Below are 21,540 nucleotides of genomic sequence, written 5' to 3' on the forward strand. Positions count from 1 at the left end.
AGGCCAGACCTTTTGTGAAGGTGGTGTCGGGCTAGCGCGCGGCACCGATGAGAGCAGCTGCGACGAGGGGAGTCGGCGCTGTGAAGGCGACGGGGGTCTTGGTGTCCTGGGTGCGGTCAGGTGAGCCGTGGGCGGCGACGGTGTAGATCGAGCAGGTGTTGGCGAGGCAGTCCGACGCGCCCTTGACGGCGACTGCATCGACGGTGGTGCTCCACTTGCCGTCGACGATGTTGGCGGCCTTGATCCAGGTGGTGGTCATCCAGGCGCCGGCGTCGGTGAGGGAGTACTTGTTGTCCTGGACCAGTCCGACGTAGATGCCCGCACCGGCGCCGGAGAATCCGGTGCCGGAGACGGTGACGGTTTCGCCGGCAGCAGCGATGCCGGTGGCGTTCGAAACGGTGACTGTCGGAACAACCACGGGTGCCTTGAAGGTGACCGGGGTCTTGGTGTCCTGGGTGCGGTCAGCCGAGCCGTGGGCGGCGACGGTGTAGATCGAGCAGGTGTTGGCGAGGCAGTCCGACGCGCCCTTGACGGCGACTGCATCGACGGTGGCGGTCCACTTGCCGTCGACGATGTCGCCGGTCTTGAGCCACGCGGTGGTCATCCAGGCGGTGGAGTCGGTGGCGGAGTACTTGTTGTCCTGGATGAGTCCGACGTAAAGGCCGGATCCGGCGCCGGAGAATCCGGTGCCCGAGACTGTGATGGTCTCGCCGGCAGCAGTGAGGTCGGTTGCCTTCGACAGGGTGACCGCCGGTGTGGGGTCTGCGGGCTCTTCAGGTTCGCTGCCGCCGAGGCTGCCCAGCGAGCCGGTGTTGAGTCCGCCGAACGGCGTGCTCTGTGCTCCGGCGACGCCCATCGACATTGTCGCGGCGATTGCGGTGGCTGCGGTGATGATCGCTACCTTGCTGGATACGCGCATGGTCCTGCTCTCTTGTGTGAGTCGCCCTTTTCGGCGTCCTGATTCGAACTAAGTTAGGTAAAGCTAGCCTAATTAGTGAACGGTTGTCTAGTTGTGATCCACCTTGTGGGACAACGGAATTCGTGTCGCGCCTGCACATGTGGGCGGCGCTGACCGCCGGCCCCGATTCAGGGAATCCGTTGTCACGTCATGCAATCGGTTTTGCTGGTCGGATGCCTCGCGGCGAGACATCCGACCGGTGAGAACGCTGGTTCTAGGTCCGTCGGCGGAGCGCGAAGGTCGTTGCTATCGCACTTCCTGCTCCGATGAGGCCGCCGACCACGAGTGGTGCGATCCAGCCAAAGCCTTCGGTGAATGAGTCCGAGAGGTTGCGAATCGCTGCATTCGAATCACCCGAACCGCCGTTGGAGGCAGCCAATGCCGCAGTCTCCGACGATTCACCGGGGCTGTCGCCAAAGGTGACCGGAGTCTTGGTGTCCTGGCTGCGGTCGCTCGAGCCATGGGCGGCAACGGTGTAGATCGAGCACGTGTTCTTGGTGCAGTCGGAGTCGCCCTTGACGGCCATAATTTTCATGGTGGTGGACCACGCGCCGTCCTTGATCTTGCTGGGAAGGATGAAAGCCGTGGTCATCCAGGCGCCGGCGTCGGTGGTGGAGTACTTGTCGTCCTGGATGAGGCCGACGTAGATGCCCGGCTGCGCACCGGAGAATCCGGTGCCCGAGATGGTGATCTCTTCGCCCTCGATCTTGATGCCGCTCGACTTGGACAGGGTCACGGCCCCAGTCTTTGCGGCGTCGCTGTTGGCGGCACCGTTATTGGCCGGAGGCGCCGTGACGGTGCCCGGTGCGACGCCGCCGACGAAGCCCACCGGGGTGCGGCTGTCCTGGCTGCGGTCACTCGAGCCGTGAGCGGCGACGGTATAGATCGAGCACGTGTTCTTGATGCAGTCGTAGTTGCCCTGGACGGCTGCAAGTTCCATGGTGGTGGACCAGTTGCCGCCCGAGATTGCCTCAGGCTTGAGGAAGGCTGTTGTCATCCAGACCGAGGCATCGGTGGCGCTGAAGACGTTGTCCTGGACCATTCCGACATAGAGGCCGGGCGATGCGCCGGAGAACCCGGAACCGGAAATAGTGACAGTTTCACCAGCAGGCGTGATGTCAGTGGACTTCGAAAGTGTCACCGACAGGGCGCTATTGGTCGTTATCGCTCCGGCACCAGTCCCGGTGCCAGTCCCGGCACCTGTGCCGGTTCCTGGTCCGGTGGTTGCACCGGGCGCCGGGGTGCCGACGAAACTGATGGGGGTGGAAGTGTCCTGGCTACGGTCGCTCGAACCGTGTGCTGCGAGGGTGTAAATGGCGCAGGCGTTGGCCTGGCAGTCGCTACCGGTGAAAATGGACGACACGTTGAGTGACGTCGACCAGGAACCGCCGGGCATATCGGTGGGCTTGATGAACTTCGCGTCCTGGAAGACCGAGGCATCGGTGGACGAGTACCGGTTCGATTGCGCCACTCCGATGTAGATGCCCGTTCCCGAGGTCGAGAATCCGCTGCCGCTGATGCTGATCGTGTCGCCCGCCGCGTTCAGTCCGCTGGTTCGGTCCGCACTCACGCTCGGCCCGCGGGTCGGCGTCGTCGGCTTTGTCGTGGTGGTGATGACCGGAACGTCGATCGTCGGTTCGGGATCTTCGGTGGTGGTCGGCGGCTTGGTGGTCGTGGTGGGAGGCTTTGTTGTCGTCGGCGGCTTCGTGGTGGTGGTTGTTGTCGGTGCAGCTGCGAAGGTCACCGGCGTCTGGGTGTCCTGGCTGCGGTCACTCGAGCCGTGTGCCGCGACGGTGTAGATCGAGCAGGAATTCTTGGTGCAGTCCGAGGTGCCCGCAATGGCCTTGACCTCAACCGGTGTCGACCACTCGCCGCCGGTGATCTGGGAGGGGCGGATGAACGCGGTCGTCATCCAGGCGCTGGCGTCCGTGGCCGAGAATTTGTCGTCCTGAACGAGGCCGACATAGATGCCGGGCTCGCTGCCGGAGAATCCGGTACCCGAGACGGTGATGGTTTCACCGCTGACCTTCAGCCCGGTGGTCTTCGAGACCGTCGTATCCGGAGTGCCCGAGATAGCGGGGGCGGCCGGGGCGTCACCTGAGGTTCCAGGGGCCGCGATGGCGACGCTCACCGATGTCGTCAATGCCACGGCGACGGCCATAGTCGCGAAAGCAGCCCTGCTCAACGCTCGCATCTTTCTTCTTTCCTTCTGGCGACAATCGCAGTCACAGCACGATCCGTCGAACACATGCTCGAGTAAGTTAGCCTAAGCTAGCAGAGGCAAGCCTAAGCTACTGCATTTTGGTCCATTTTGGGCAATCTATGGAGGTTCTTTACGGTTGTGCCGGGGATCACCGGGTGGTCTCGCAACCCTCGCAGTGCTGGCCAAGGGCGACGAGATCAGGCTGGTGGCCATCGTGGTCATCGGACCGGTGACGAGCTTTTCCCGAAGCCCTGGGTAACGTGGAGCCCTGTGTCTGATTCCCTGAGATCCGAAAATGCCGGTGGGTCCGAAAACCTTGCTGTGAAATACCCCGTGACCACCCGGGCGTTCGGTCTGGCCATCATCGTCTTGAGCGGTATGCAGTTGATGATGGTGCTCGACGGCACCGTCGCTTCACTGGCACTCGCTCGGATCCAGGAGGATCTCGACCTCAGTGATTCCGGACGCAACTGGGTCATCACCTCGTACGCGCTCACCTTCGGCGGTTTGATGCTGTTGGGTGGTCGGCTCGGCGACACTTTCGGGCGTAAGAAAGTCTTTCTCAGCGGTGTCATCCTGTTCACGCTTGCATCCCTGGCGTGCGGTCTGGCCACCAACGAAGCGATGCTGATCGCGGCGAGATCCCTCCAAGGTGTCGGTGCTGCAATCGCGTCGCCGACGGCATTGGCTCTGGTGGCAACCACGTTTGCGCCGGGACCCGTCAGGAATCAGGCGATCGCCATCTTTGCCGCGATGACGGGCATCGGATCCGTGACGGGCCTGATCATCGGCGGCGCACTCACCGAGGTGTCGTGGAGATGGATCTTCCTGATCAACGTGCCGATCGGCCTGTTGATCATCGCGCTCGCGTTCGGTGCCTTGGTGGAAACCGGGGCGGAGCGGCTGGCGTTGGATGTACCGGGAGCGATCCTCGCGACGCTCGGCTGTACCGGAATTGTCTTCGGATTTACCGAGGGACCCGAAATGGGCTGGACCAGCGCGCCAGTGCTGGGTGCGCTCATCGGCGGCGTCGCATTGTTCGTCATCTTCCTGATGGTTGAGCGCCGTGCCGAGAATCCACTACTGCCGTTCAGTCTGTTCAAGAACAAGAATCGCGTCTTCACGTTCATTTCGCTCGCATTGATGGGTGCGGTGATGTTCTCGCTGGCCCCGTTCGTTGCACTCTTTGTCCAGGACATTCTCGGTTACAGCCCGCTCCACGCGGGTCTGGCCTTTGTTCCGTTCGCCTTCGGGTTGGGCGCCGCAGCATTTGTCGCGTCCAAACTAGTGGTTCGGGTGCAGGCTCGCTGGTTGATCGTCACCGGTGCGGTAATGACGTTCCTCGGACTTCTCTACGGTTCGACGCTCGACCAATCCACCACGTACATGGGCAATCTGTTTGTGCTTGTTGTCGGTATCGGCTTCGGCGTCGGACTGGCAGTCGTGCCGCTGCCGCTGTGCGCGATCGCGGGAGTCGGCTCGCAGGACATCGGCCCTCTCACCGCTATTGCCCAGGTTGCGCAGGTACTTTTCGGCCCGGTCGGCCTGGCCATCGTGGGAGCAATGGCGACGTCTCGCACCCTCTCGCTCGGCGGTGTCAGCGGTGTTGCCGCAGACATGAACGAGGCACAGTTGTCGGCCTTGAGCGAGGGATACGTATTCGCTCTGTTCGGGTGCGCGATCTTCGCGGCGCTTGCCGCAATCTCCGCCCTGTTCATCAAGTTCACACCCGCTGACGTTGCGCAGGCGCAGGCTGCCGAGAAGGTTGCTCAGGGTATCGACTGATCAGGCCCTATTTTTGAGAGTCTTTACTGGCTACGATCGTTGCAAGGGGAGCCGAGATTCTCTACATGATCGGAGTGCCACGATGCGGATTGCGGATATCTTGCGCAACAAGGGCAACAGCATTGTCACGATCGACGCCCATGCCACGGTGAACGCGCTACTGTGCGACCTCGCCCGCCACAACATCGGTGCCATGGTCGTCCTGGACAACGACGCGGTAGTCGGAATCATCTCCGAGCGCGACGTTGTGCGACGCCTCCACGAGCGTGGCCCGGAACTGCTGTCCACCGAAGTATCCGATGTGATGACCGCGCTCATGTTCACCTGCGTGCCTGCCGATTCGGTGGACAGCATCGCGGCGATCATGACCGAGCGTCGTATCCGTCACGTGCCGGTCATCGAGAACGGAAGCTTGCTCGGCATCGTCAGCATCGGCGACGTCGTGAAGAGTCGGATCGACGAATTGCAGAGTGAGCGCGACCAACTCGAGTCGTACATCGACCAGGGTTGATCATTCCGTCAAAATGATCAACTCGCGTTCCGACGCGATTTCCACCCGCAAACCAGCTTTCGACGCCACCTTTGCGACGCCCTTGACGTCGGTCGGTTCGGCACGCGATATCACCAAAGCCCGCGCGAGCAGTCCTTTGTGATGCTTGTTGAAGTGGCTCACGACGGTACGAGTGCCGTCCGGCTTTTCGGTGAGAACCGTCGCGATCACGGCGTCGGGGATCGGTCCGAGGTCCTGATAGGTGCCTGACCTCAGGTCGACGACCAGGCCGTCGGCTTCGGCCGCCAGGGCCTTCGGTAGTTCCGGCTTCCACAGTGAACGCAGCGTTCCCAGTCCGGGCAGCTTGGATCCGCCGGAGAGTCGATATGCCGGAATCAAATCACCGGCGCGAACTGCGCCGAACAATGCGGAACCGATCGCGATTCGTTCGAGAGCTTTGGCTTTCTGGGCGCGAGTGAACGACTTCGCGTCGAGGGCGTCGAAGAGCACGCCGGTGTACCGCTGCAAAGCGGGCCGAGTTGCCGAGACCCAGAGTTTCGCGTTGCGTTCTACCTCGTCGGCCTGAGTCGGTCCGAGGCCCAACGCTGCGCACGACGCGTCGACATCAGCCGCCAGATCGACCAGCGTCTGCACCAGCAATTCGCGGGTTTCGGTCAACTGGGGCATCGACAGTTCGGCCAGATCCAGGGGCGCATCCTTGCCGCCGTCGGACTTGGTTTCTGAGGGAGGCAGCAATACAAGCACTCCGATACCGTACCGACGCCCGGATAACCGAGTGCGCCGACTATCCTTGGACCTCGTGATTACCCGTCTGTCCCACCTGTTCCTGCGTACCCTGCGTGACGACCCCTCGGACGCCGAAGTTGCCAGCCACAAACTGCTGGTCCGTGCCGGCTACGTGCGTCGTATCGCCCCCGGCGTCTACTCGTGGTTGCCTCTGGGTCTGCGGGTGCTGCGCGAGGTAGAACGCGTTGTCCGTGAAGAGATGAATGCCATTGGGGGACAGGAAATCCTGTTGCCCGCTCTGCTGCCGCGCGAGCCTTACGAGGCCTCCAACCGGTGGACCGAGTACGGCCCCAACCTGTTCCGTCTCAAGGACCGTAGGGGCAACGACTACATGCTCGGCCCGACTCACGAGGAGCTTTTTGCTCTGACGGTCAAGGGTGAGTACAACTCGTACAAGGACTTCCCGGTCACCCTGTACCAGGTGCAGACCAAGTACCGCGACGAAGAGCGTCCGCGCGCCGGCATTCTGCGTGGACGTGAATTCCTGATGAAGGACTCCTACTCTTTCGACCTCACCGACGAGGGACTGACCGCGTCGTACCAGGCACACCGTGACGCGTACGAGAAGATCTTCACGCGCTTGAGCGTCAAGTACGTCATCGTCTCCGCGACGTCCGGCGCGATGGGCGGCAGTGCGTCGGAGGAGTTCCTCGCCGAGAGCGAGATCGGCGAAGACACCTACGTGCGCTGCCTCGAGTCCGGTTACGCCGCAAACGTGGAGGCCGTGAAGACGGTTGTTCCCGACGCGCTTCCGATCGACGGTCTGCCCGAGGCCAAGGTCTACGACACCGCGAACACGCCCACCATCGACACCCTCGTCGACTGGGCCAACGGCGCAGATCTCGGCCGTACCGTCACCGCTGCGGACACACTCAAGAACATCATGGTCAAGACCCGTCTGCCCGGCGGCGAGTGGGAACTGCTCGGTATCGGCATCCCCGGCGACCGCGAGGTCGACGAGAAGCGCCTCGAGGCTTCGCTCGAGCCCGCTGAGTTCGTCATGATCACCGAAACCGACTTCAAGAACAACCCATTCCTGGCCAAGGGATACATCGGGCCGAAGGCCCTGCAGGCCAACGGCATTCGCTATCTCGTGGACCCGCGGGTTGTCGAGGGTACGAGCTGGATCACCGGTGCCGACGAAGACGGCAAGCATGTTGTCGACTTGGTCGTCGGCCGTGACTTCACGCCCGACGGAACCATCGAAGCCGCTGAGGTCCGTGACGGAGATGCCTCTCCCGACGGCGCCGGCGCGCTGGTCTCCGCCCGCGGAATCGAGATCGGTCACGTCTTCCAGCTCGGCCGCAAGTACACCGACGTGTTCACCGTCGACGTCCTCGCCGAGAACGGCAAGCCGGTTCGCCCGACGATGGGTTCCTACGGCGTTGGTATCTCGCGCCTCGTGGCCGTCATCGCCGAGCAGCATCACGACGAGAAGGGCCTGCGCTGGCCGGCCGAGGTATCGCCGGCCGACGTGCACCTGGTGATCGCGAACAAGGACGAAACCGCTCGCGAAGGTGCCGAAGGCTTGGCGGCGCAGCTTGATCGCGCGGGCCTCGAGGTCATCCTCGACGACCGTAAGGCTTCGCCCGGAGTGAAGTTCAAGGACTCGGAACTGCTGGGTATTCCCACCGTCGTTGTTGTCGGCCGCGGTTGGGCCGACGGCAAGGTCGAGATCCGCGACCGTTTCACCGGCGAGAGCCGCGAGATCGATGCAGCGTCGGCGCTCGATGAAATCATCAGCGCCGTGCGTGGCTGATTCGACAAACTGACCCCGCTCGAGCCCGGTTCCAGATTTCCCCTCGCTCCGCTCGACCGTGGCAGCCGCAGATACCTTTCGAGGTATCTGCGGCTGCTCTGTTTTTCTGCCACAATCTGTATCCATGGACCGCGAACCGGATTGGGCAGAAGTCGACGGCTATCTCGTGTCCACGTTGGTAGGTGAAGACCCCGCTTTGGATGCGGCACTCGCCGCCAATGCCGAAGGCGGTCTGCCGCCTATCGACGTGGCCCCGAATCAGGGCAAGCTCCTGCATTTGTTGGCTCGAATGTGCTTGGCGCGCAACGTCCTCGAGATCGGCACGCTGGGTGGATACAGCACCATCTGGCTGGCACGCGCGGTCGGACCGTCGGGACGCGTCATCACCCTCGAGTTCGAACCGGCCCATGCCGATGTCGCGCGCGCGAACATCGAACGAGCAGGTTTGGCCGATCGCGTCGACATTCGAGTCGGAGCGGCGCTCGATACCCTTCCGAGCATCGTCAAAGAGGAACTCTGTCCCTTCGACCTGGTGTTCATCGACGCGGACAAGGAAAACAACTGTGAGTACGTGCGATGGGCCCTTGCGCTCTCGCACCCAGGCACCGTCATCGTCGTCGACAACGTCGTGCGTGGGGGACACGTCTCCAATCCCGACATCGACGACGAGCGAGTTCAAGCCAGCCGCGCTGTGCTCGAGATGATCGCTGCTGAGCCGAAACTCGACGGCACCGCCATTCAGACCGTCGGCTCCAAGGGCTGGGACGGGTTTGCCATTGCGCTCGTGAACGAGTGAACGTTATTGCACTAGTGAACGTGTGAGCGCACACTCGAAACGGTGAGACTGCGGCAGACGGCAAAGTCGGTGTGGGCATGGGTTCGCAGTGCGCCCGGAACGTATATCTGGTTGCTGGCTTTGCTGTTCACGACGCTGTTCCTACGACGTCTTCCCGAAAATGTCCAAGAACATTTCCTCGGTCGGCGGTCGACCAATCTGCACCACCTCGCCGAGGATCCGATCCGAGTCTTGTTCTCGAGCGCATTCTGGCTCGAAGGTGGCGGCTGGCTGGGTTACCTCGTGTTGTTCACCATTTTTCATGCAACGGCGGAGCGGTGGCTCGGTACCTGGCGCTGGTTGGTTGTTGTCGTGGTGGCCCATGTCGGAGCCACGTACCTCAGTGAAGGTGTTCTCTACGAAGGCATTCGGCACGGCTACGTGGACCCGTCGGCAGTCAATACACTCGATGTCGGAGTCAGCTACGGGCTGGCGGGAATCATCGGTGTACTCGTCTATCTGATCGCAAAGCCTTGGCGCTACGTCTATCTGGCCGGGGCGTTGATTTTCTATGCTGTGCCATTGATTTTTGCTACCAATTTCACGGCGGTAGGGCATATGTCCGCCTTGCTTCTCGGGTTGGCGTGCTACCCGATCACTCGCGCGCGGCCGGCGGTGTGGAATCCGACGGACTTGTTGCCGTCGCGAAGTGGTGCTGGCGTCACGTGAACTCGGCACGCTAAGTTACCGGCTGGTAGGTTGGCGGAATCGACGAAAGGTATGACGTGTCTGACACTGACGGATTGCTGTTCAACCCCCACACCGCAGACTTCGCGCAGTTCGATCCGGAAACCCGGCGACTGCTGAAAGCCACCATCGAGTGGTTCGAGAATCGCGGCAAGAAGCAACTGCTCCAAGACGATCTCGACGCCGTCTGGGTTTCCGACTTCCTCGACTTCGTCAAGAAGGAGAAGCTGTTCGCGATGTTCCAGACACCGTCAGCTTTCGCCGACGGCGACGAGAACAGGCGCTGGGACGGTGCCCGCAACGCTGCGCTCAGTGAGATCTTCGGGTTCTACGGACTTGCGTACTGGTACGCCTGGCAGGTCACCATCCTCGGTCTCGGCCCGATCTGGATGAGCGACAATGTGGCCGCCAAGAAGCGTGCCGCGCAGGAACTTGCCGACGGCGGGGTCATGGCATTCGGACTCTCCGAACGCGAACACGGCGCAGACGTGTACTCGACGGACATGCTGCTCACTCCCTCCCCGGATGATGCAGCGGGTGATTCGGCCTTCCGCGCGAGCGGCGAGAAGTACTACATCGGAAACGGCAACATCGCCGGCATGGTGTCGGTCTTCGGGCGTCGTACCGACGTCGACGGACCTGAAGGGTACGTATTCTTCGTCGCAGACAGCGCGCACCCGAACTACCACTTGGTGGACAACATCCTGCGCGGTCAGATGTACGTCAGCACATTCCGTCTCGAGGACTACCCGGTTCGGGAGGAGGACATCCTTCACACCGGCGTCGCAGCATTCGAAGCCGCGCTCAACACCGTGAACGTCGGAAAGTTCAACCTCTGCACCGGTTCGATCGGCATCACCGAACACGCCTTCTTCGAAGCGATCACTCACGCGCAGAACCGAATTCTGTACGGCAATCCCGTCACCGATTTCGCTCACGTTCGTGCGGCATTCGTCGACGCCTACTCTCGGCTGATCGCGATGAAGCAGTTCAGCGGCCGGGCCGTCGACTACTTCCGGAGCGCAAGTCTCGACGACCGTCGCTACCTGCTGTTCAATCCCATGACCAAGGCAAAGGTCACGTCCGAGGGTGAGCGCGTGGTCGGCCTTCTGCACGACGTGATTGCGGCGAAGGGATACGAGAAGTCGACGTACTTCCGCGAGGCCGCTGCGGTGATCGGCACCCTGCCCAAGCTCGAGGGAACGGTCCACGTCAATGTCGGCCTGATCCTCAAATTCCTGCCGAACTACCTGTTCAATCCGGCAGAGTTCCCCGAGGTCGGTACCCGGCTGGACGCTGCCGACGACGAATTCTTCTGGAATCAGGGACCGACTCGCGGCGCCGCGAAGATCAGGTTTCACGAGTGGAAGCCGGTCTACGAGAAGCACTCCGAGATTCCGAACGTCGCACGTTTTTACGAGCAGGCAATCGCATTGACCGAGTTGCTCACCGCGGCAGCGCCGGACGAGCAGCAGCGACAAGACCTCGATTTCATGCTCAATATCGGACATCTCTTCTCATTGGTCGTCTATGGTCATTTGATCCTCGAGCAAGCAGAAATTACGGGATTGGATACCGACATCATCGATCAAATATTTGACTTCCAGATTCGCGACTTCTCCGGATACGCGATTGCATTGCACGGAAAGCCGTCGTCGACGCCCGAGCAGCAGGCGTGGGCGTTGGCCTCGGTGCGCAAGCCACACGTCGACGGTGAGCGTTTCGATCGCGTCTGGCAGCACGTCAAGGCCTACGACGGCGCCTACGAGATGCGCCCATGACCGCCCCGGTGACCCGCGACCAGTTGATGGCGGTGGTGGAGGGATCTCCCAAAGCCGTAGGCGCGCACGATCGGTCGACGTGGGTGGCACTCTTCGCCGGTGACGGCCAGATCAACGATCCGGTGGGCTCACGCCCGCACAACGGAACGTCGGCGATCGAGAGTTTCTACGACACCTTTATCGCACCGAACACCATCACGTTCTACGTCGAACGCGACATCGTGTCCGGACAAACGGTGTGGCGTGACCTGAGCCTCGCCACCGAGATGTCGACCGGGGTGGTGCTGAATGTTCCGATGCATCTGCGCTACGACGTGGTGGGTGAACCCGGTGAGCTCCGCATCGGAAGCCTCTATGCCCATTGGGAATTGGCGACGATGTTGCGGCAGCTCGCCGCTGCAGGTTTTGACGGTCTCAAGGCCGGGGCCAAGCTGACCCCGCAACTGCTGTCCAATCAGGGGATCGGGGGAGCACTCGGCTTCTCCCGGGGCATCCTCGGCGTTGGAGCAAAAGGCAAGCAGGCCGCGACGAGATTCCTCGACGCTGCTGCTGTCGGGCGGACGCCACCCATCCCCGTTGAACTTCCGGCCGGGACGCACCTGTCCCCGGCTGACGTCAACGATCTCCTGACGGGCATGACTCGGAGCAAGGTCCTCGCTGCGGGCCGCACCGTCACGGTGAGCGTCGTCGTGTGCGGGGAACCGGGCATTGCGCTGTTCGGATTCGAGCCCAAGGGGCATCGGATCAATCGGGTGCAGTTCTTTACCGAAAGCTGACGTGCTCGGGTTCGGCGCACCGGTTGGTGCGCCGAACCTGGTCACGCTTTCAACACCTGCGCGAGGATGCGCGCAGCTTCCTCGAAGCGATCAGGATGCGAACCGCCGAAGTTCAATCGGATGTACGCGGCGGTTGGTTCGGCCGGAAACCATTCGGCGCCAGGGGAGATGGAGAGGCCGTGCGCAAGACAGCTTGCGGCGAAGGCTTCGGAATCCGAACCGTCCGGCATGCGGAGCCACAAGTTGAGGCCGCCGGCAGGCTTGTGCGTGAGCGTGAGTTCTGGTGCATGAGTGTCCAATTCGCTGATCAACCGGTCGCGGCGTTCACGGAGTAATTCGCGAACGGTGCGCCGATGTGAAATCCACGCCGGTTGCGTGAGGACGTCCGCTGCTGCCGCTTGCAGAATCGCGGAGACGTAAAGATCGTCGATAGTGCGATCGGTTTCGATTCGCCGCCGTGCCGGACCACGGGCGACAACTGCCGCGACGCGCAATGCGGGCGAGGCGCTCTTGGTGAGTGAGCGGATGTAGATCACGTGACCGTCCGGGTCGTTGGATGCCAGGGGGGTGACGTCGGCGTCGATACCGAAATCATGTGCCCAATCGTCCTCGATCAAGAACACGCCGTGATCACGCACGACCTTCATGATCGATTCCTTCTCGGCATCCGACCAATAGGTGCCGGTCGGGTTGGCGAAATGAGGCTGCGCATAGAAGACACGTGCCCCGGATGTTTCGAATGCGGCGGCAAGATCGCCCGGATCCGGAGCCCCTGATGCACGGGGAACGGGAACGACAATCAACCCTGCCTGTTTGGCTGCGGCAATGGCACCCCAATAGGTGGGTGATTCCATCACGATGGCATCTCCGGGGCCCGCAAGTGCTCGAAACGTCGAAGCCAATGCGCTTTGCGCGCCCGGGGTGATCAGTACGTCGGAGCCGCGAACAGTAGTAGCGCCCGCTCGGGTCAGCTCATGTGCAAACCACTCGCGGAGTTCGCCCAGTCCGGAGGCGTGCGCCCGACGTGCCGCGTGAGGGCTCCGCGCCGCCCGTGACAATGCGGCGCGAACCTGCCGAAGCGGAAGCAGTTCGTCCGAGGGATAGCCGCTGTGCAGCGGAATCGTGTCCGGTGTGACCGCCAGCATGCTCGATCCGATGGGATTGGCGTCGCTGCGGCTCGGTCCGAGACTGGTTGTCTGCCAAGAGAAATCCGAAACCTGGGGAACGCGTTTGCGGGCGACGAAGTTTCCGGATCCCGGACGCGTTTCCACCAATCCTTCGCCCACGAGTTCTCGGATTGCCCTCTGTACCGTCACAGGTCCGACGCCGTGCGTCGTTGCGAGAGTTCGCGTGGACGGTAGTTGCGCTCCGGCAGTCGACGCTCTGATCAGCGTGCGCAGGCTGTCGACAACTCGCTGGGGACTGCTACTGTGGAACATGAGTATAGAGAGTAGCGCTATCGCGCGCCGAAGCACACCGCTACCGGACGAACATTCGCGTGCCGGTCTGTGGTGGGGACTGCTGGGAGTTCTGGCATTTTCGTTCACTGTCCCGTTGACCCGGGTTGCCGTCGCCGATTTTGATCCGCTGTTTATCGGCGCCGGGCGTGCAGTGCTCGCGGGCGGATTGGCCGTCACCGTCCTGTTCGCCACCCGCACCACCATCCCCAGCCTTCGGCAGTGGGCGCATATCGCACTCGTGACCGCCGGAGTGGTTCTCGGGTTCCCCTTGCTGACGACCTTCGCTTTGCAGACTTCGCCGGCTAGCCATGCAGCCGTGGTGATCGGATTGCTGCCGGCCGCGACAGCAGTATTTGCCGTCGTCCGGGGGAAGGAGCGTCCGAGTAGGTCATTCTGGTCGGCCAGCGCGGCCGGTGCATTGTCGGTTGCACTGTTCGTCGCATTCGCAAACGGTGGACTTGGTTCATTCCACCTTGCGGACCTGCTGCTCTTCGGGGCGGTGCTGTGTGCGGCACTCGGCTACTCGGAAGGCGCGTTGCTGGCGCGAGAAATCGGATCGTGGCAGACAATCGCCTGGGCGCTGATTCTGGGACTTCCCGTCACGATCACGCTCACCGTCGTATCGATAGTGAATTCGCCCGTGAACGCTGATACCAACTCGTGGCTCGCGTTTGCCTACCTGGGTGTAATCAGCATGTTTCTCGGGTTTTTCCCCTGGTACCGCGGCCTCGCCATCGGACCGATTTCCACGGTCAGCCAGACGCAATTGGTTCAGCCGGTGCTGACTATCGCGTGGTCCGCAATGATCCTCGGTGAGGCATTGTCGTCCACTGTTGTCGCGGGTGGCGTCGTGGTGATCGGCTGTGCCTGGCTCGCGCTCAAGGCGCGCGTAGCGGCGCCGCATGTTGCTGGTGCGCGCGTAGCGGCGCCGCATGTTGCTAGTGCGCGCGTAGCGGCGCCGCATGTTGACGGCGCCGCTACCGCGTCGGATCTAGGCGGGTCCGAAGAGCGGTCCACCGCCAAATGCGCTCCGATGTGAAGCCGGTTGCTTGCCGTTGGCGTCGGTGATTCCGTAGTCGAGTGCGGTCTCCGCCGTGATCAGGGTGTGGCCGTTGCGCGTGTTGACCTCGGGGTCGTTGGCGAGAGCGGTGATGACCTGCCCGACGAACTCCGGGGTTTCCGCCTCGGCGAGTGAGAAGCCCTCGAAGTCCGTCATTCCGCTGGCTTCCATCCGCTCGTTGCGGATCAAACCGAGCCAGAAGGACAGTGCGGTGACTCCGGTGCCCTTCAAATCGACTGCCATGTCCGCAGCCATTTTGTCGAGTCCGGCTTTCGACATGCCGTACAGAACCGAGTGCAGATATCCGCGGGTGCCGAAGGACGAGATATTGCCGATCACACCGCTACCGCGTGGAACCATCAACTTCGCTGCTTCCACCGAGGCGACGTAGTGGGCTCGAAGGCCGATTCCGATCAGTGAATCCCAGTCCGCGACAGGTCGTTTCCAGAACGGGTCGCTGAACCCTGCATATCCGGCGGGATTGGCCCAGACGTTGTTGATCAGGAGGTCCAGTTGGCCGGACTGCTCGTCGGCGATACGCGCGAACAGGTCCACGATCTGCTGGTCGTCGCTGTGATCGACCTGTACAGCGATTCCGTGCCCGCCGCGCTCGGTGATTTCGGCGGCAGTCTTGTCCAAGGCGCCGCCGGTGCCGACCTCGCCGCGGGCAGTCACATAGACGGTCCATCCGTCGCTGCCCAAGGCGAGAGCAATTCCCTTGCCGACGCTCCGACTCGCGCCGGTGACCAGTGCGACCTTCTGCGCGTTCATCGCTTACCGCCGAACGTGCCCTCGGCGATAACGGCTTCGGGGTGCAGGGGAGTGGTGATCGACCACGTCTCCGTGAAATGGCACTGACTCATCTTCCAGATCCCGTCTTCGATCACATAAGCGTCGTCGTATTCGCCGGTCATGAGCTTCTCGGTTCGACGGACCGTGTCGATCTGACGAAACTTGAGAGTCCATCGTCCGAGTGCGGTTGTCTCCGAGGTCAATTCGATGTCGGCATGCTGGCCGTGGTGCATATCGAGGACCGCGTAACTGCCCTCAACCTGTCGCAGGGCAACCGCAGTGAAGATATCGGCCATCGGACCGGCGTCGTCGAACGCGCCGAGTCCGCCGTAGTTGATGGATGCGCCCTGGCTGATGAAGCTGTTGCGAAACCCGACCGGGTCTTTGGCGTCGCAGGCGCGCCAGTAGCGGTACTTGAGCTTCTTGATCTCTTCGATCTGCTCGAGTGCGTCGATGCGTTGTGCGAGATCCAACGTCGGTCCTTTTCGTCAGGGTTTCCCGTGATGTGTCGGATCGACTGTATGGTGTCTGCAGTCACAATTGTGGCGGAATTCCCAGTGGTCGGTCAGGAATTTGCGTCAGATTCAGGCGCCGTCCCGGCGGCTGCGAGTGCCGCCGCAGCAGATTCGCCGAAAACGCTGGTCCACAGCTCTCCCAGGGCGGGATCCCCGTCGACGTTTTCGGGCGCTTTCATTGCGAGCAGATTGTTGATCAGCATGCCGTTGGCGATGAACAGTCGAGCTTGCTCGGGAGTGCAGCCGGTGCGATTGCGTAGCAAGGTGTAGATCTCCGACATCGCAGACCGCGAGGCGGCGGCGATATCGTCTGTGCTGGTGGCGAATCCGTGCAACATGACAAGTAGTAGATCGCGGTCGAGGACCAGCTCACCGTAAGAGGAGCCGAGTTCTGCCCAGAACTGCGGATCGCTCGGCTCTATGCGCAGTGTGTCCAGCTTGTCGGTGAACGTGCGGACGATCTCGCCGAGCGCGCGTGAGAACACGGCCTCGAACAGATCTGCTTTCGTTCCGAACATCCGAACGACGTATGGCTGGGATACTCCGGCTTCCTTGGCGACGGCGTCGGTGCTGGTGCCGGAATACCCGCCGTGAGCGAAGGCCCGAGTGGCCGCGGCGAGGACGAGTGCCCGGCGCGCGGGTGCGCTCATCCTGCGTTTGGGCTGCTGGGATTCTTCGCTCGACATATTGACAGGTTATCAGTTGATACCTTAGCGTCAATTAAGTAATCAAACGATGCCTAAAGGCGAGGAAAATGCGATGACTGTTTTGGCGAATGCCGATGCTGGGGCAACCCCCGGGTCGGAGGCGCATGGCCGACGAACTGTGCCGGTCGCGATAGCGATCCTCGCGGCCTCGCTCCCGATGTTCATGGCGACTCTCGACAATCTTGTGATGACCAGCGCATTGCCGGTGATCGAGAAGGATCTGAACGCATCCGTCGGCCAGTTGCAGTGGTTCATGAATGCTTACACGCTCGCCTTTGCGACGCTGATGTTGTCGGCAACGACCCTCGGAGATCGCTGGGGGAGGCGACGCATGTTCGTGGGCGGAATCGGTTTGTTCACGGCAGCATCGATCGCGTCTGCATTGTCGACATCGGCCGGCCTGTTGATCGCAGCACGTGCCGTTCAAGGTGTCGGTGCTGCTGCAATCATGCCGCTCTCACTGACGCTGCTGGTCGCTGCAGTTCCGGAAGCCAAGCGCGCCATGGCGATCGGCGTGTGGGGCGGTGTGTCGGGACTCGGTATCGCTCTGGGGCCGGTGGTGGGAGGCGCTGTGGTCGACGGATTCTCGTGGCAAGGGATCTTCTGGATCAACGTGCCGGTGGCAATCGTCGCTGTTCCCCTCGCGATGTATGCATTGCGTGAATCGACGGGGCGCACACAACCTTTGGATCTGCCCGGAGTTGTCCTCGCCGGGCTGGGTGTGTTCTTGGCAGTCTGGGGCATCGTTCACGGCAACGACGACGGGTGGACTTCGTTCGGAGTTGTTGCCTCGCTGGTGGGTTCAGCGGTTGCGCTGGCGTTGTTCGTCCTCCGGGAGTTGAAGACCCGGTATCCGGTGATGCCGTTGCGCTTGTTCCGCTCGCGCAGTTTCTCGATGGCGAACGTAATCGGGTTGACCTTCTCGATCGGCATCTTCGGTGCTGTGTTCCTGCTCTCGCAGTACCTTCAAATCGCCATGGGTTTCAGCCCGTTCGAAGCAGGGTTGCGGACGCTCCCGTGGACGGCGGCACCGATGATCTTCGCTCCGCTGGCCGGACTGCTCGCGCCGAAGCTAGGACTGCGTTCTCTGCTGCTCGCCGGTCTGAGTCTGCAAGCCGGCGCCTTGTTCTGGTTGGCAGCGCTCATCGAGCCTGGCGTGACCTACGGTTCGATGGTCCCGGCACTTCTCATGGCCGGCGTCGGCATGGGCCTGACCTTCGCTCCGAACGCGACTGCGGTCCTTGCGGACATGGACGCGCCCGATCACGGTACGGCCAGTTCGACCAACGCGACGCTTCGCGAGATCGGCGTCGCGCTGGGAATCGCGATACTGACAGCCGTCTTCCTCGCGGCGGGTGGCGCACTGACACCGCTCGGGTACGGCGAGGCCCTCACTCCTGCCCTGCGGGTGGGTGGCTGCTTTGTGCTGATAGCGCTGGTAGCGGCGTGGTTTGTTCCGACCAGGAGGCGGTAAACCGCCCGTGCGCCTTTTGGTAGTACTACCGAAAAGGCGCACAGGGGCTACGACGCCGGAACTCCCGGAAATGCCGTTGTCACCGGAGTTGTCCCCAAAGCTGAACGCCACCCGGCCCCGCGAATGGAAGCGTCGGTGAGCGCATCGATCCCGAATGTCCGCAGTTCGTCGGTATCAACCTGTTCGATGAATGCGCGATAGGTGATCGCTGTGTCGGCTTCGATCTGCGCCGCCAACTGAGCTGCGGTAACGGCATCGGTGACCGGGAAGGGAATCGCGTAGGCAGCGGCGGCAATCGGGGGAGTGAGTCCGGCCTGGGTTGCCATCGCAATCAGAGAGTTACGCCGAGCACGGTGAGTGGCTGTATGAACGGCGACCTCGTTGACGCGAGCCGGATTCGAAAATGCTGCGACGACGCCATAAGCGAAGATCGCGGCATTCTCGGATTCGATTGCTGCGAGCACGGCGTCGTCGCCGGCTTTCGATCTACGAATGACGCTCATGGCAGCAACACCGCAACTTGCGTCGCACAGGAGGCACTGACCGAACCCAGCAAGCCGGCACGGTAACCCGATACGGTGCGCGCGAGATCTCCGGCACTGCGTGCCGATTCCGTCAAGGTTGTGCGCAGGGCGTCGACCCCGGTAGGAGGTGGCGCCACAGTCGACGAAGACGGTGCGGTGGTAGCGCTCGGGGTTGTTCCGGCAGCCCGGGCAATTTCGGCGTCCAAGGCGTCTGCGTGAGCCTTACGCTCCGCGCTGATCGTGGTGAGTGCGGAAACTCGTTCCGGTGCCAACGCGATTGCAGAGGATGCTGCGCTCGCGTCAGCCCGTGCGCGGGCGGCTTGCGTGATCAGTTGGTCGACTTCGGCGGCAGTTTTTGCGGTGCCGTTGTCACTGCAGGCAGTAGCGGTGACAGCGACGGCGCCGATTGATGCCGCGCCTGCGATCTTCATCGCACTCCGACGGGAGTGCGGGGTGGTGGATAAGGACGTCAGCACTCGTCCATGGTGCCAGGTAGGGCGCGAATCGTTCGAATCCGGCGATCGTGTTCGAGTGTGACGTGCAACCGGTGAGCCTGGTCGCAGTGTCGTCATGGCGTGGTCGCAGTGGCCCCGAATGGGCGGTACTCTTGGATGCTTGGCCGAGAACGTGGGCAATTGTGGTCTCGTCATGCCCGTAGTTGGGTACACGGTCGATACTGCACGCCACATCCGCAGGCCACATTGGACGCAGCAGTTTCAAGCACACCGCTTGTCAATTACACCGAGTCGACTGGGTCGACGACAACTGAAACGAGGAGTTCGCGAGATGCCGGTGCCATCCAAGGACAGGGTTATCGAGCTGGTCTCCGAACTCGTGCAGGCCCAGGGTTACGACGTCGAGGACGTTGTAGTCACTCAAGCGGGCAAGCACAGTGCTGTTCGCATCATGGTTGACAGCGATTCCGGGATCGAGCTCGATGCGGCGGCCGACATCAGTCGGCTCGTGTCCGAGCTGTTCGACAGCCTCGAGGAGGTCGGCGAAACGCCGTACACACTCGAAGTCACCTCACCCGGAATTGATCGTCCGTTGACGTTGGGGCGCCATTGGCGTCGGGCGCGCGGACGCAAGGCTCGGATCGACCTCGCTGATGAAACGGTTGTCGGCCGTATCGGGCTGCTCGGTGACGATTCGGTTGCGGTCGTGTTGAACAGTCGGGGCCGCTTCACGGTGCGTGAGATTCCCCTCGTCGACGTACAGAAAGCTGTTGTCCAGGTCGAGTTTTCGAAGCCCGGTGAGCAGGAACTCGAGTTGGCCGGTGGCATCCTGGAAGGGCGCGCTGTTCCTTCGGATGTGAACGCGGATATAGACGAGACCGATGATTCCCACGTGGTCGGTTCAGAAGAAGACGAAGAAGACGTAGAAAACGAAGAAGGGTTCGACAAGTGAATATCGACATTGCAGCGTTGCGGGCGATCGAGGCAGAAAAGGGCGTCCCGATCGAAACGGTGATCGCCACGATCCAGACCGCGCTGCTGACGGCGTACCGGCACACCGAGGGTCACAAGCAGAACGCTCGGATCGACGTCAACATCAAGACCGGATCGGTGCGAGTCATGGCACACGACACCGATTCCGACGGACGCATGATCGGTGAGGAATGGGACGACACCCCGGAGGGATTCGGCAGGATCGCGGCTACCACTGCGCGTCAGGTCATCCTCCAGCGTCTGCGTGACGCCGAGCATGAGCGCAGCTTCGGCGAGTACGCCACGCATGAGGGTGAAATCGTCGGTGGTGTCATTCAGCGCGACACCCGCGCGAATTCGCGCGGCATGGTCGTCGTTCGCATCGGTAGCGACGCGCACGGCACCGAAGGTCTACTGCCGCCCGCCGAGCAGGTTCCGGGCGAGACCTACGAGCACGGCGAGCGCATCAAGTGCTACGTGGTCGGTGTCGCACGAGGACAGCGCGGCCCGCAGATCACACTCTCACGTACGCACCCGAACCTCGTTCGGAAACTGTTCGCGCTCGAGGTACCCGAAATTGCCGACGGCAGCGTGGAGATCATCAACGTAGCCCGCGAGGCCGGTCACCGTTCGAAGATTGCGGTTGCCTCGCGAATTCAGGGACTCAACGCGAAGGGCGCGTGCATCGGCCCGATGGGTCAGCGTGTGCGCAACGTCATGAGCGAACTCGCCGGTGAAAAGATCGACATCATCGACTTCGACGAGGATCCCGCGACGTTTGTGGGCAATGCCCTCTCGCCGTCGAAAGTGGTCTCTGTCACTGTCGTCGATCCGGATGCTCGTGCAGCCCGGGTCATCGTCCCCGATTTCCAGCTCTCGCTGGCTATCGGCAAGGAGGGCCAAAATGCCCGCCTTGCTGCACGGTTGACCGGCTGGCGCATCGATATCCGTAGCGATGCCGCACCCGTCGACGAGGGGTCGGAACGCTCCGGCGCGTCCAACGGATAACGGTGGAATGCAGTGTTCGAGACGGTTCGACGGTAGAGTGGACGATGGTTCGACGTGAGTCCTCGGATTCTGCGCACGTGAGGCCCGGTTCGCCGGTCCGGACATGCGTGGGATGCAGGGAACAAGGGTCGGCTGCCGATCTGTTGAGGGTCGTGGTTGGTGAGCAGGGGCCGGAGGGTTCCTTGCTCGTCCCCGACGTATTGCGACGGCTTCCCGGTCGAGGTGCTTGGCTGCACCTCGATCCGAGTTGCCTGAGCCTGGCAGAGCGGCGCCGAGCATTCAGCAGAGCACTGCGAGTGTCCGGAAATCTGGACACGTCCGCTGTCGACCAACTGGTCGACGCAGTTCACACAAAAGCAGTACCTCTCGAGAAGAACAGGCACAAGCACTCATGAGCACACCGTGAAGCACCAACGATGAACGTCCATCGGCTATAACCCGAGGTCGTGTGGGACCCACATCTGTGGGAAGCCTCCTGCTCGACCTCATCAG

General features: G+C 62.1%; 21 protein-coding genes. 12 read left to right on the plus strand and 9 right to left on the minus strand.

The window, feature by feature from the left end; all coding sequences use genetic code 11:
• Positions 1-31: 31 nt before the first annotated feature.
• Entirely contained in the window at positions 32-919 is an 888-nt protein-coding gene (locus tag BDB13_RS15190) for a hypothetical protein (RefSeq protein WP_094272369.1), read from the minus strand.
• Positions 920-1,172: 253 nt separating this feature from the next.
• The gene (locus tag BDB13_RS15195; protein WP_094272370.1) at positions 1,173-3,152 is read right to left on the minus strand and encodes a hypothetical protein; all 1,980 of its coding nucleotides are present in this window, start codon (positions 3,150-3,152) and stop codon (positions 1,173-1,175) included.
• Between the two features lie 279 nt (positions 3,153-3,431).
• On the opposite strand from BDB13_RS15195, the gene BDB13_RS15200 reads away from it, so the two are divergent.
• Together BDB13_RS15200 and BDB13_RS15205 are read left to right on the plus strand one after the other, a co-directional pair.
• Positions 3,432-4,946 carry an MFS transporter gene (locus BDB13_RS15200; protein WP_441347194.1) on the plus strand — a complete coding sequence of 505 codons (1,515 nt, stop codon included), beginning with the start codon at positions 3,432-3,434 and terminating at the stop codon, positions 4,944-4,946.
• Between the two features lie 82 nt (positions 4,947-5,028).
• Positions 5,029-5,457, plus strand: coding sequence for a CBS domain-containing protein (locus BDB13_RS15205; RefSeq protein ID WP_094272372.1), 429 nt, complete (start codon positions 5,029-5,031; stop codon positions 5,455-5,457).
• Here the strand turns inward: BDB13_RS15205 and yaaA are convergent, their stop codons facing one another.
• A complete protein-coding gene (yaaA, locus tag BDB13_RS15210) occupies positions 5,458-6,201 on the minus strand; it encodes a peroxide stress protein YaaA (protein WP_094272373.1) in 744 nt (247 codons plus the stop codon). It lies immediately after the preceding gene.
• A 55-nt stretch (positions 6,202-6,256) separates the two neighbouring features.
• Between yaaA and BDB13_RS15215 the strand changes: the two genes are divergently transcribed.
• From BDB13_RS15215 to BDB13_RS15235, 5 genes are all read left to right on the plus strand, one after another.
• Positions 6,257-8,002 carry a proline--tRNA ligase gene (locus BDB13_RS15215; RefSeq protein ID WP_094274938.1) on the plus strand — a complete coding sequence of 582 codons (1,746 nt, stop codon included), beginning with the start codon at positions 6,257-6,259 and terminating at the stop codon, positions 8,000-8,002.
• Between the two features lie 124 nt (positions 8,003-8,126).
• The gene (locus BDB13_RS15220) at positions 8,127-8,798 is read left to right on the plus strand and encodes an O-methyltransferase (protein WP_094272374.1); all 672 of its coding nucleotides are present in this window, start codon (positions 8,127-8,129) and stop codon (positions 8,796-8,798) included.
• A 42-nt stretch (positions 8,799-8,840) separates the two neighbouring features.
• Positions 8,841-9,506, plus strand: a complete 666-nt coding sequence (locus BDB13_RS15225) for a rhomboid-like protein (protein WP_441347195.1) — start codon at positions 8,841-8,843, stop codon at positions 9,504-9,506.
• A 56-nt stretch (positions 9,507-9,562) separates the two neighbouring features.
• Complete coding sequence (locus tag BDB13_RS15230) at positions 9,563-11,305, plus strand: acyl-CoA dehydrogenase family protein (RefSeq protein ID WP_094272375.1); 1,743 nt, start codon at positions 9,563-9,565, stop codon at positions 11,303-11,305.
• Complete coding sequence (locus BDB13_RS15235; protein WP_094272376.1) at positions 11,302-12,081, plus strand: nuclear transport factor 2 family protein; 780 nt, start codon at positions 11,302-11,304, stop codon at positions 12,079-12,081. The genes BDB13_RS15230 and BDB13_RS15235 overlap by 4 nt, the downstream gene beginning before the upstream one ends.
• A 41-nt stretch (positions 12,082-12,122) precedes the next feature.
• On the opposite strand, the gene BDB13_RS15240 is transcribed toward BDB13_RS15235, so the two are convergent.
• A complete protein-coding gene (locus BDB13_RS15240; protein WP_094272377.1) occupies positions 12,123-13,520 on the minus strand; it encodes an aminotransferase-like domain-containing protein in 1,398 nt (465 codons plus the stop codon).
• Between BDB13_RS15240 and BDB13_RS15245 the strand changes: the two genes are divergently transcribed.
• Positions 13,519-14,580, plus strand: coding sequence for a DMT family transporter (locus tag BDB13_RS15245; RefSeq protein ID WP_094272378.1), 1,062 nt, complete (start codon positions 13,519-13,521; stop codon positions 14,578-14,580). The two genes, BDB13_RS15240 and BDB13_RS15245, sit on opposite strands and share 2 nt — an antisense overlap.
• On the opposite strand, the gene BDB13_RS15250 is transcribed toward BDB13_RS15245, so the two are convergent.
• From BDB13_RS15250 to BDB13_RS15260, 3 genes are all read right to left on the minus strand, one after another.
• Entirely contained in the window at positions 14,533-15,372 is an 840-nt protein-coding gene (locus BDB13_RS15250; protein ID WP_094272379.1) for an SDR family NAD(P)-dependent oxidoreductase, read from the minus strand. The genes BDB13_RS15245 and BDB13_RS15250 overlap by 48 nt on opposite strands.
• Positions 15,369-15,866, minus strand: coding sequence for a nuclear transport factor 2 family protein (locus BDB13_RS15255; RefSeq protein ID WP_094272380.1), 498 nt, complete (start codon positions 15,864-15,866; stop codon positions 15,369-15,371). Before BDB13_RS15255 ends, BDB13_RS15250 begins: the two co-directional genes overlap by 4 nt.
• A 92-nt stretch (positions 15,867-15,958) precedes the next feature.
• A complete protein-coding gene (locus BDB13_RS15260) occupies positions 15,959-16,594 on the minus strand; it encodes a TetR/AcrR family transcriptional regulator (protein ID WP_094272381.1) in 636 nt (211 codons plus the stop codon).
• A gap of 73 nt (positions 16,595-16,667) precedes the next feature.
• Here BDB13_RS15260 and BDB13_RS15265 point away from each other — a divergent pair, with 73 nt between their 5' ends.
• The gene (locus tag BDB13_RS15265) at positions 16,668-18,089 is read left to right on the plus strand and encodes a DHA2 family efflux MFS transporter permease subunit (protein ID WP_094272382.1); all 1,422 of its coding nucleotides are present in this window, start codon (positions 16,668-16,670) and stop codon (positions 18,087-18,089) included.
• A gap of 47 nt (positions 18,090-18,136) precedes the next feature.
• On the opposite strand, the gene BDB13_RS15270 is transcribed toward BDB13_RS15265, so the two are convergent.
• The gene (locus BDB13_RS15270; RefSeq protein ID WP_094272383.1) at positions 18,137-18,592 is read right to left on the minus strand and encodes a ferritin-like domain-containing protein; all 456 of its coding nucleotides are present in this window, start codon (positions 18,590-18,592) and stop codon (positions 18,137-18,139) included.
• Positions 18,589-19,044: a hypothetical protein gene (locus BDB13_RS15275; RefSeq protein ID WP_094272384.1), complete on the minus strand. Its 456-nt coding sequence runs from the start codon at positions 19,042-19,044 to the stop codon at positions 18,589-18,591. Before BDB13_RS15275 ends, BDB13_RS15270 begins: the two co-directional genes overlap by 4 nt.
• A 355-nt stretch (positions 19,045-19,399) precedes the next feature.
• Here BDB13_RS15275 and rimP point away from each other — a divergent pair, with 355 nt between their 5' ends.
• From rimP to BDB13_RS15290, 3 genes are read left to right on the plus strand one after another with little or no spacing between them, the layout of a single operon-like run.
• Entirely contained in the window at positions 19,400-20,020 is a 621-nt protein-coding gene (gene rimP / locus BDB13_RS15280; RefSeq protein WP_094272385.1) for a ribosome maturation factor RimP, read from the plus strand.
• Positions 20,017-21,048: a transcription termination factor NusA gene (nusA, locus tag BDB13_RS15285; RefSeq protein ID WP_094272386.1), complete on the plus strand. Its 1,032-nt coding sequence runs from the start codon at positions 20,017-20,019 to the stop codon at positions 21,046-21,048. Before rimP ends, nusA begins: the two co-directional genes overlap by 4 nt.
• Before the next feature lie 44 nt (positions 21,049-21,092).
• A complete protein-coding gene (locus BDB13_RS15290) occupies positions 21,093-21,443 on the plus strand; it encodes a YlxR family protein (protein ID WP_094274940.1) in 351 nt (116 codons plus the stop codon).
• The last annotated feature ends 97 nt before the right edge of the window (positions 21,444-21,540 follow it).

The sequence above is a fragment of the Rhodococcus sp. OK302 genome, assembly GCF_002245895.1.
Classification (GTDB): domain Bacteria; phylum Actinomycetota; class Actinomycetes; order Mycobacteriales; family Mycobacteriaceae; genus Rhodococcus_F.

What these genes read in the sequence shown, in the direction of transcription:
- BDB13_RS15190 (WP_094272369.1), bottom strand. Translation starts at nt 919, where the DNA reads ATGCGCGTATCCAGCAAGGTAGCGATCATCACCGCAGCCACCGCAATC.
- BDB13_RS15195 (WP_094272370.1), bottom strand. Translation starts at nt 3,152, where the DNA reads ATGCGAGCGTTGAGCAGGGCTGCTTTCGCGACTATGGCCGTCGCCGTG.
- BDB13_RS15205 (WP_094272372.1), top strand. Translation starts at nt 5,029, where the DNA reads ATGCGGATTGCGGATATCTTGCGCAACAAGGGCAACAGCATTGTCACG.
- BDB13_RS15220 (WP_094272374.1), top strand. Translation starts at nt 8,127, where the DNA reads ATGGACCGCGAACCGGATTGGGCAGAAGTCGACGGCTATCTCGTGTCC.
- BDB13_RS15235 (WP_094272376.1), top strand. Translation starts at nt 11,302, where the DNA reads ATGACCGCCCCGGTGACCCGCGACCAGTTGATGGCGGTGGTGGAGGGA.
- BDB13_RS15245 (WP_094272378.1), top strand. Translation starts at nt 13,519, where the DNA reads ATGAGTATAGAGAGTAGCGCTATCGCGCGCCGAAGCACACCGCTACCG.
- BDB13_RS15240 (WP_094272377.1), bottom strand. Translation starts at nt 13,520, where the DNA reads ATGTTCCACAGTAGCAGTCCCCAGCGAGTTGTCGACAGCCTGCGCACG.
- BDB13_RS15250 (WP_094272379.1), bottom strand. Translation starts at nt 15,372, where the DNA reads ATGAACGCGCAGAAGGTCGCACTGGTCACCGGCGCGAGTCGGAGCGTC.
- BDB13_RS15260 (WP_094272381.1), bottom strand. Translation starts at nt 16,594, where the DNA reads ATGTCGAGCGAAGAATCCCAGCAGCCCAAACGCAGGATGAGCGCACCC.
- BDB13_RS15265 (WP_094272382.1), top strand. Translation starts at nt 16,668, where the DNA reads ATGACTGTTTTGGCGAATGCCGATGCTGGGGCAACCCCCGGGTCGGAG.
- BDB13_RS15270 (WP_094272383.1), bottom strand. Translation starts at nt 18,592, where the DNA reads ATGAGCGTCATTCGTAGATCGAAAGCCGGCGACGACGCCGTGCTCGCA.
- BDB13_RS15275 (WP_094272384.1), bottom strand. Translation starts at nt 19,044, where the DNA reads ATGAAGATCGCAGGCGCGGCATCAATCGGCGCCGTCGCTGTCACCGCT.
- rimP (WP_094272385.1), top strand. Translation starts at nt 19,400, where the DNA reads ATGCCGGTGCCATCCAAGGACAGGGTTATCGAGCTGGTCTCCGAACTC.
- BDB13_RS15290 (WP_094274940.1), top strand. Translation starts at nt 21,093, where the DNA reads ATGGTTCGACGTGAGTCCTCGGATTCTGCGCACGTGAGGCCCGGTTCG.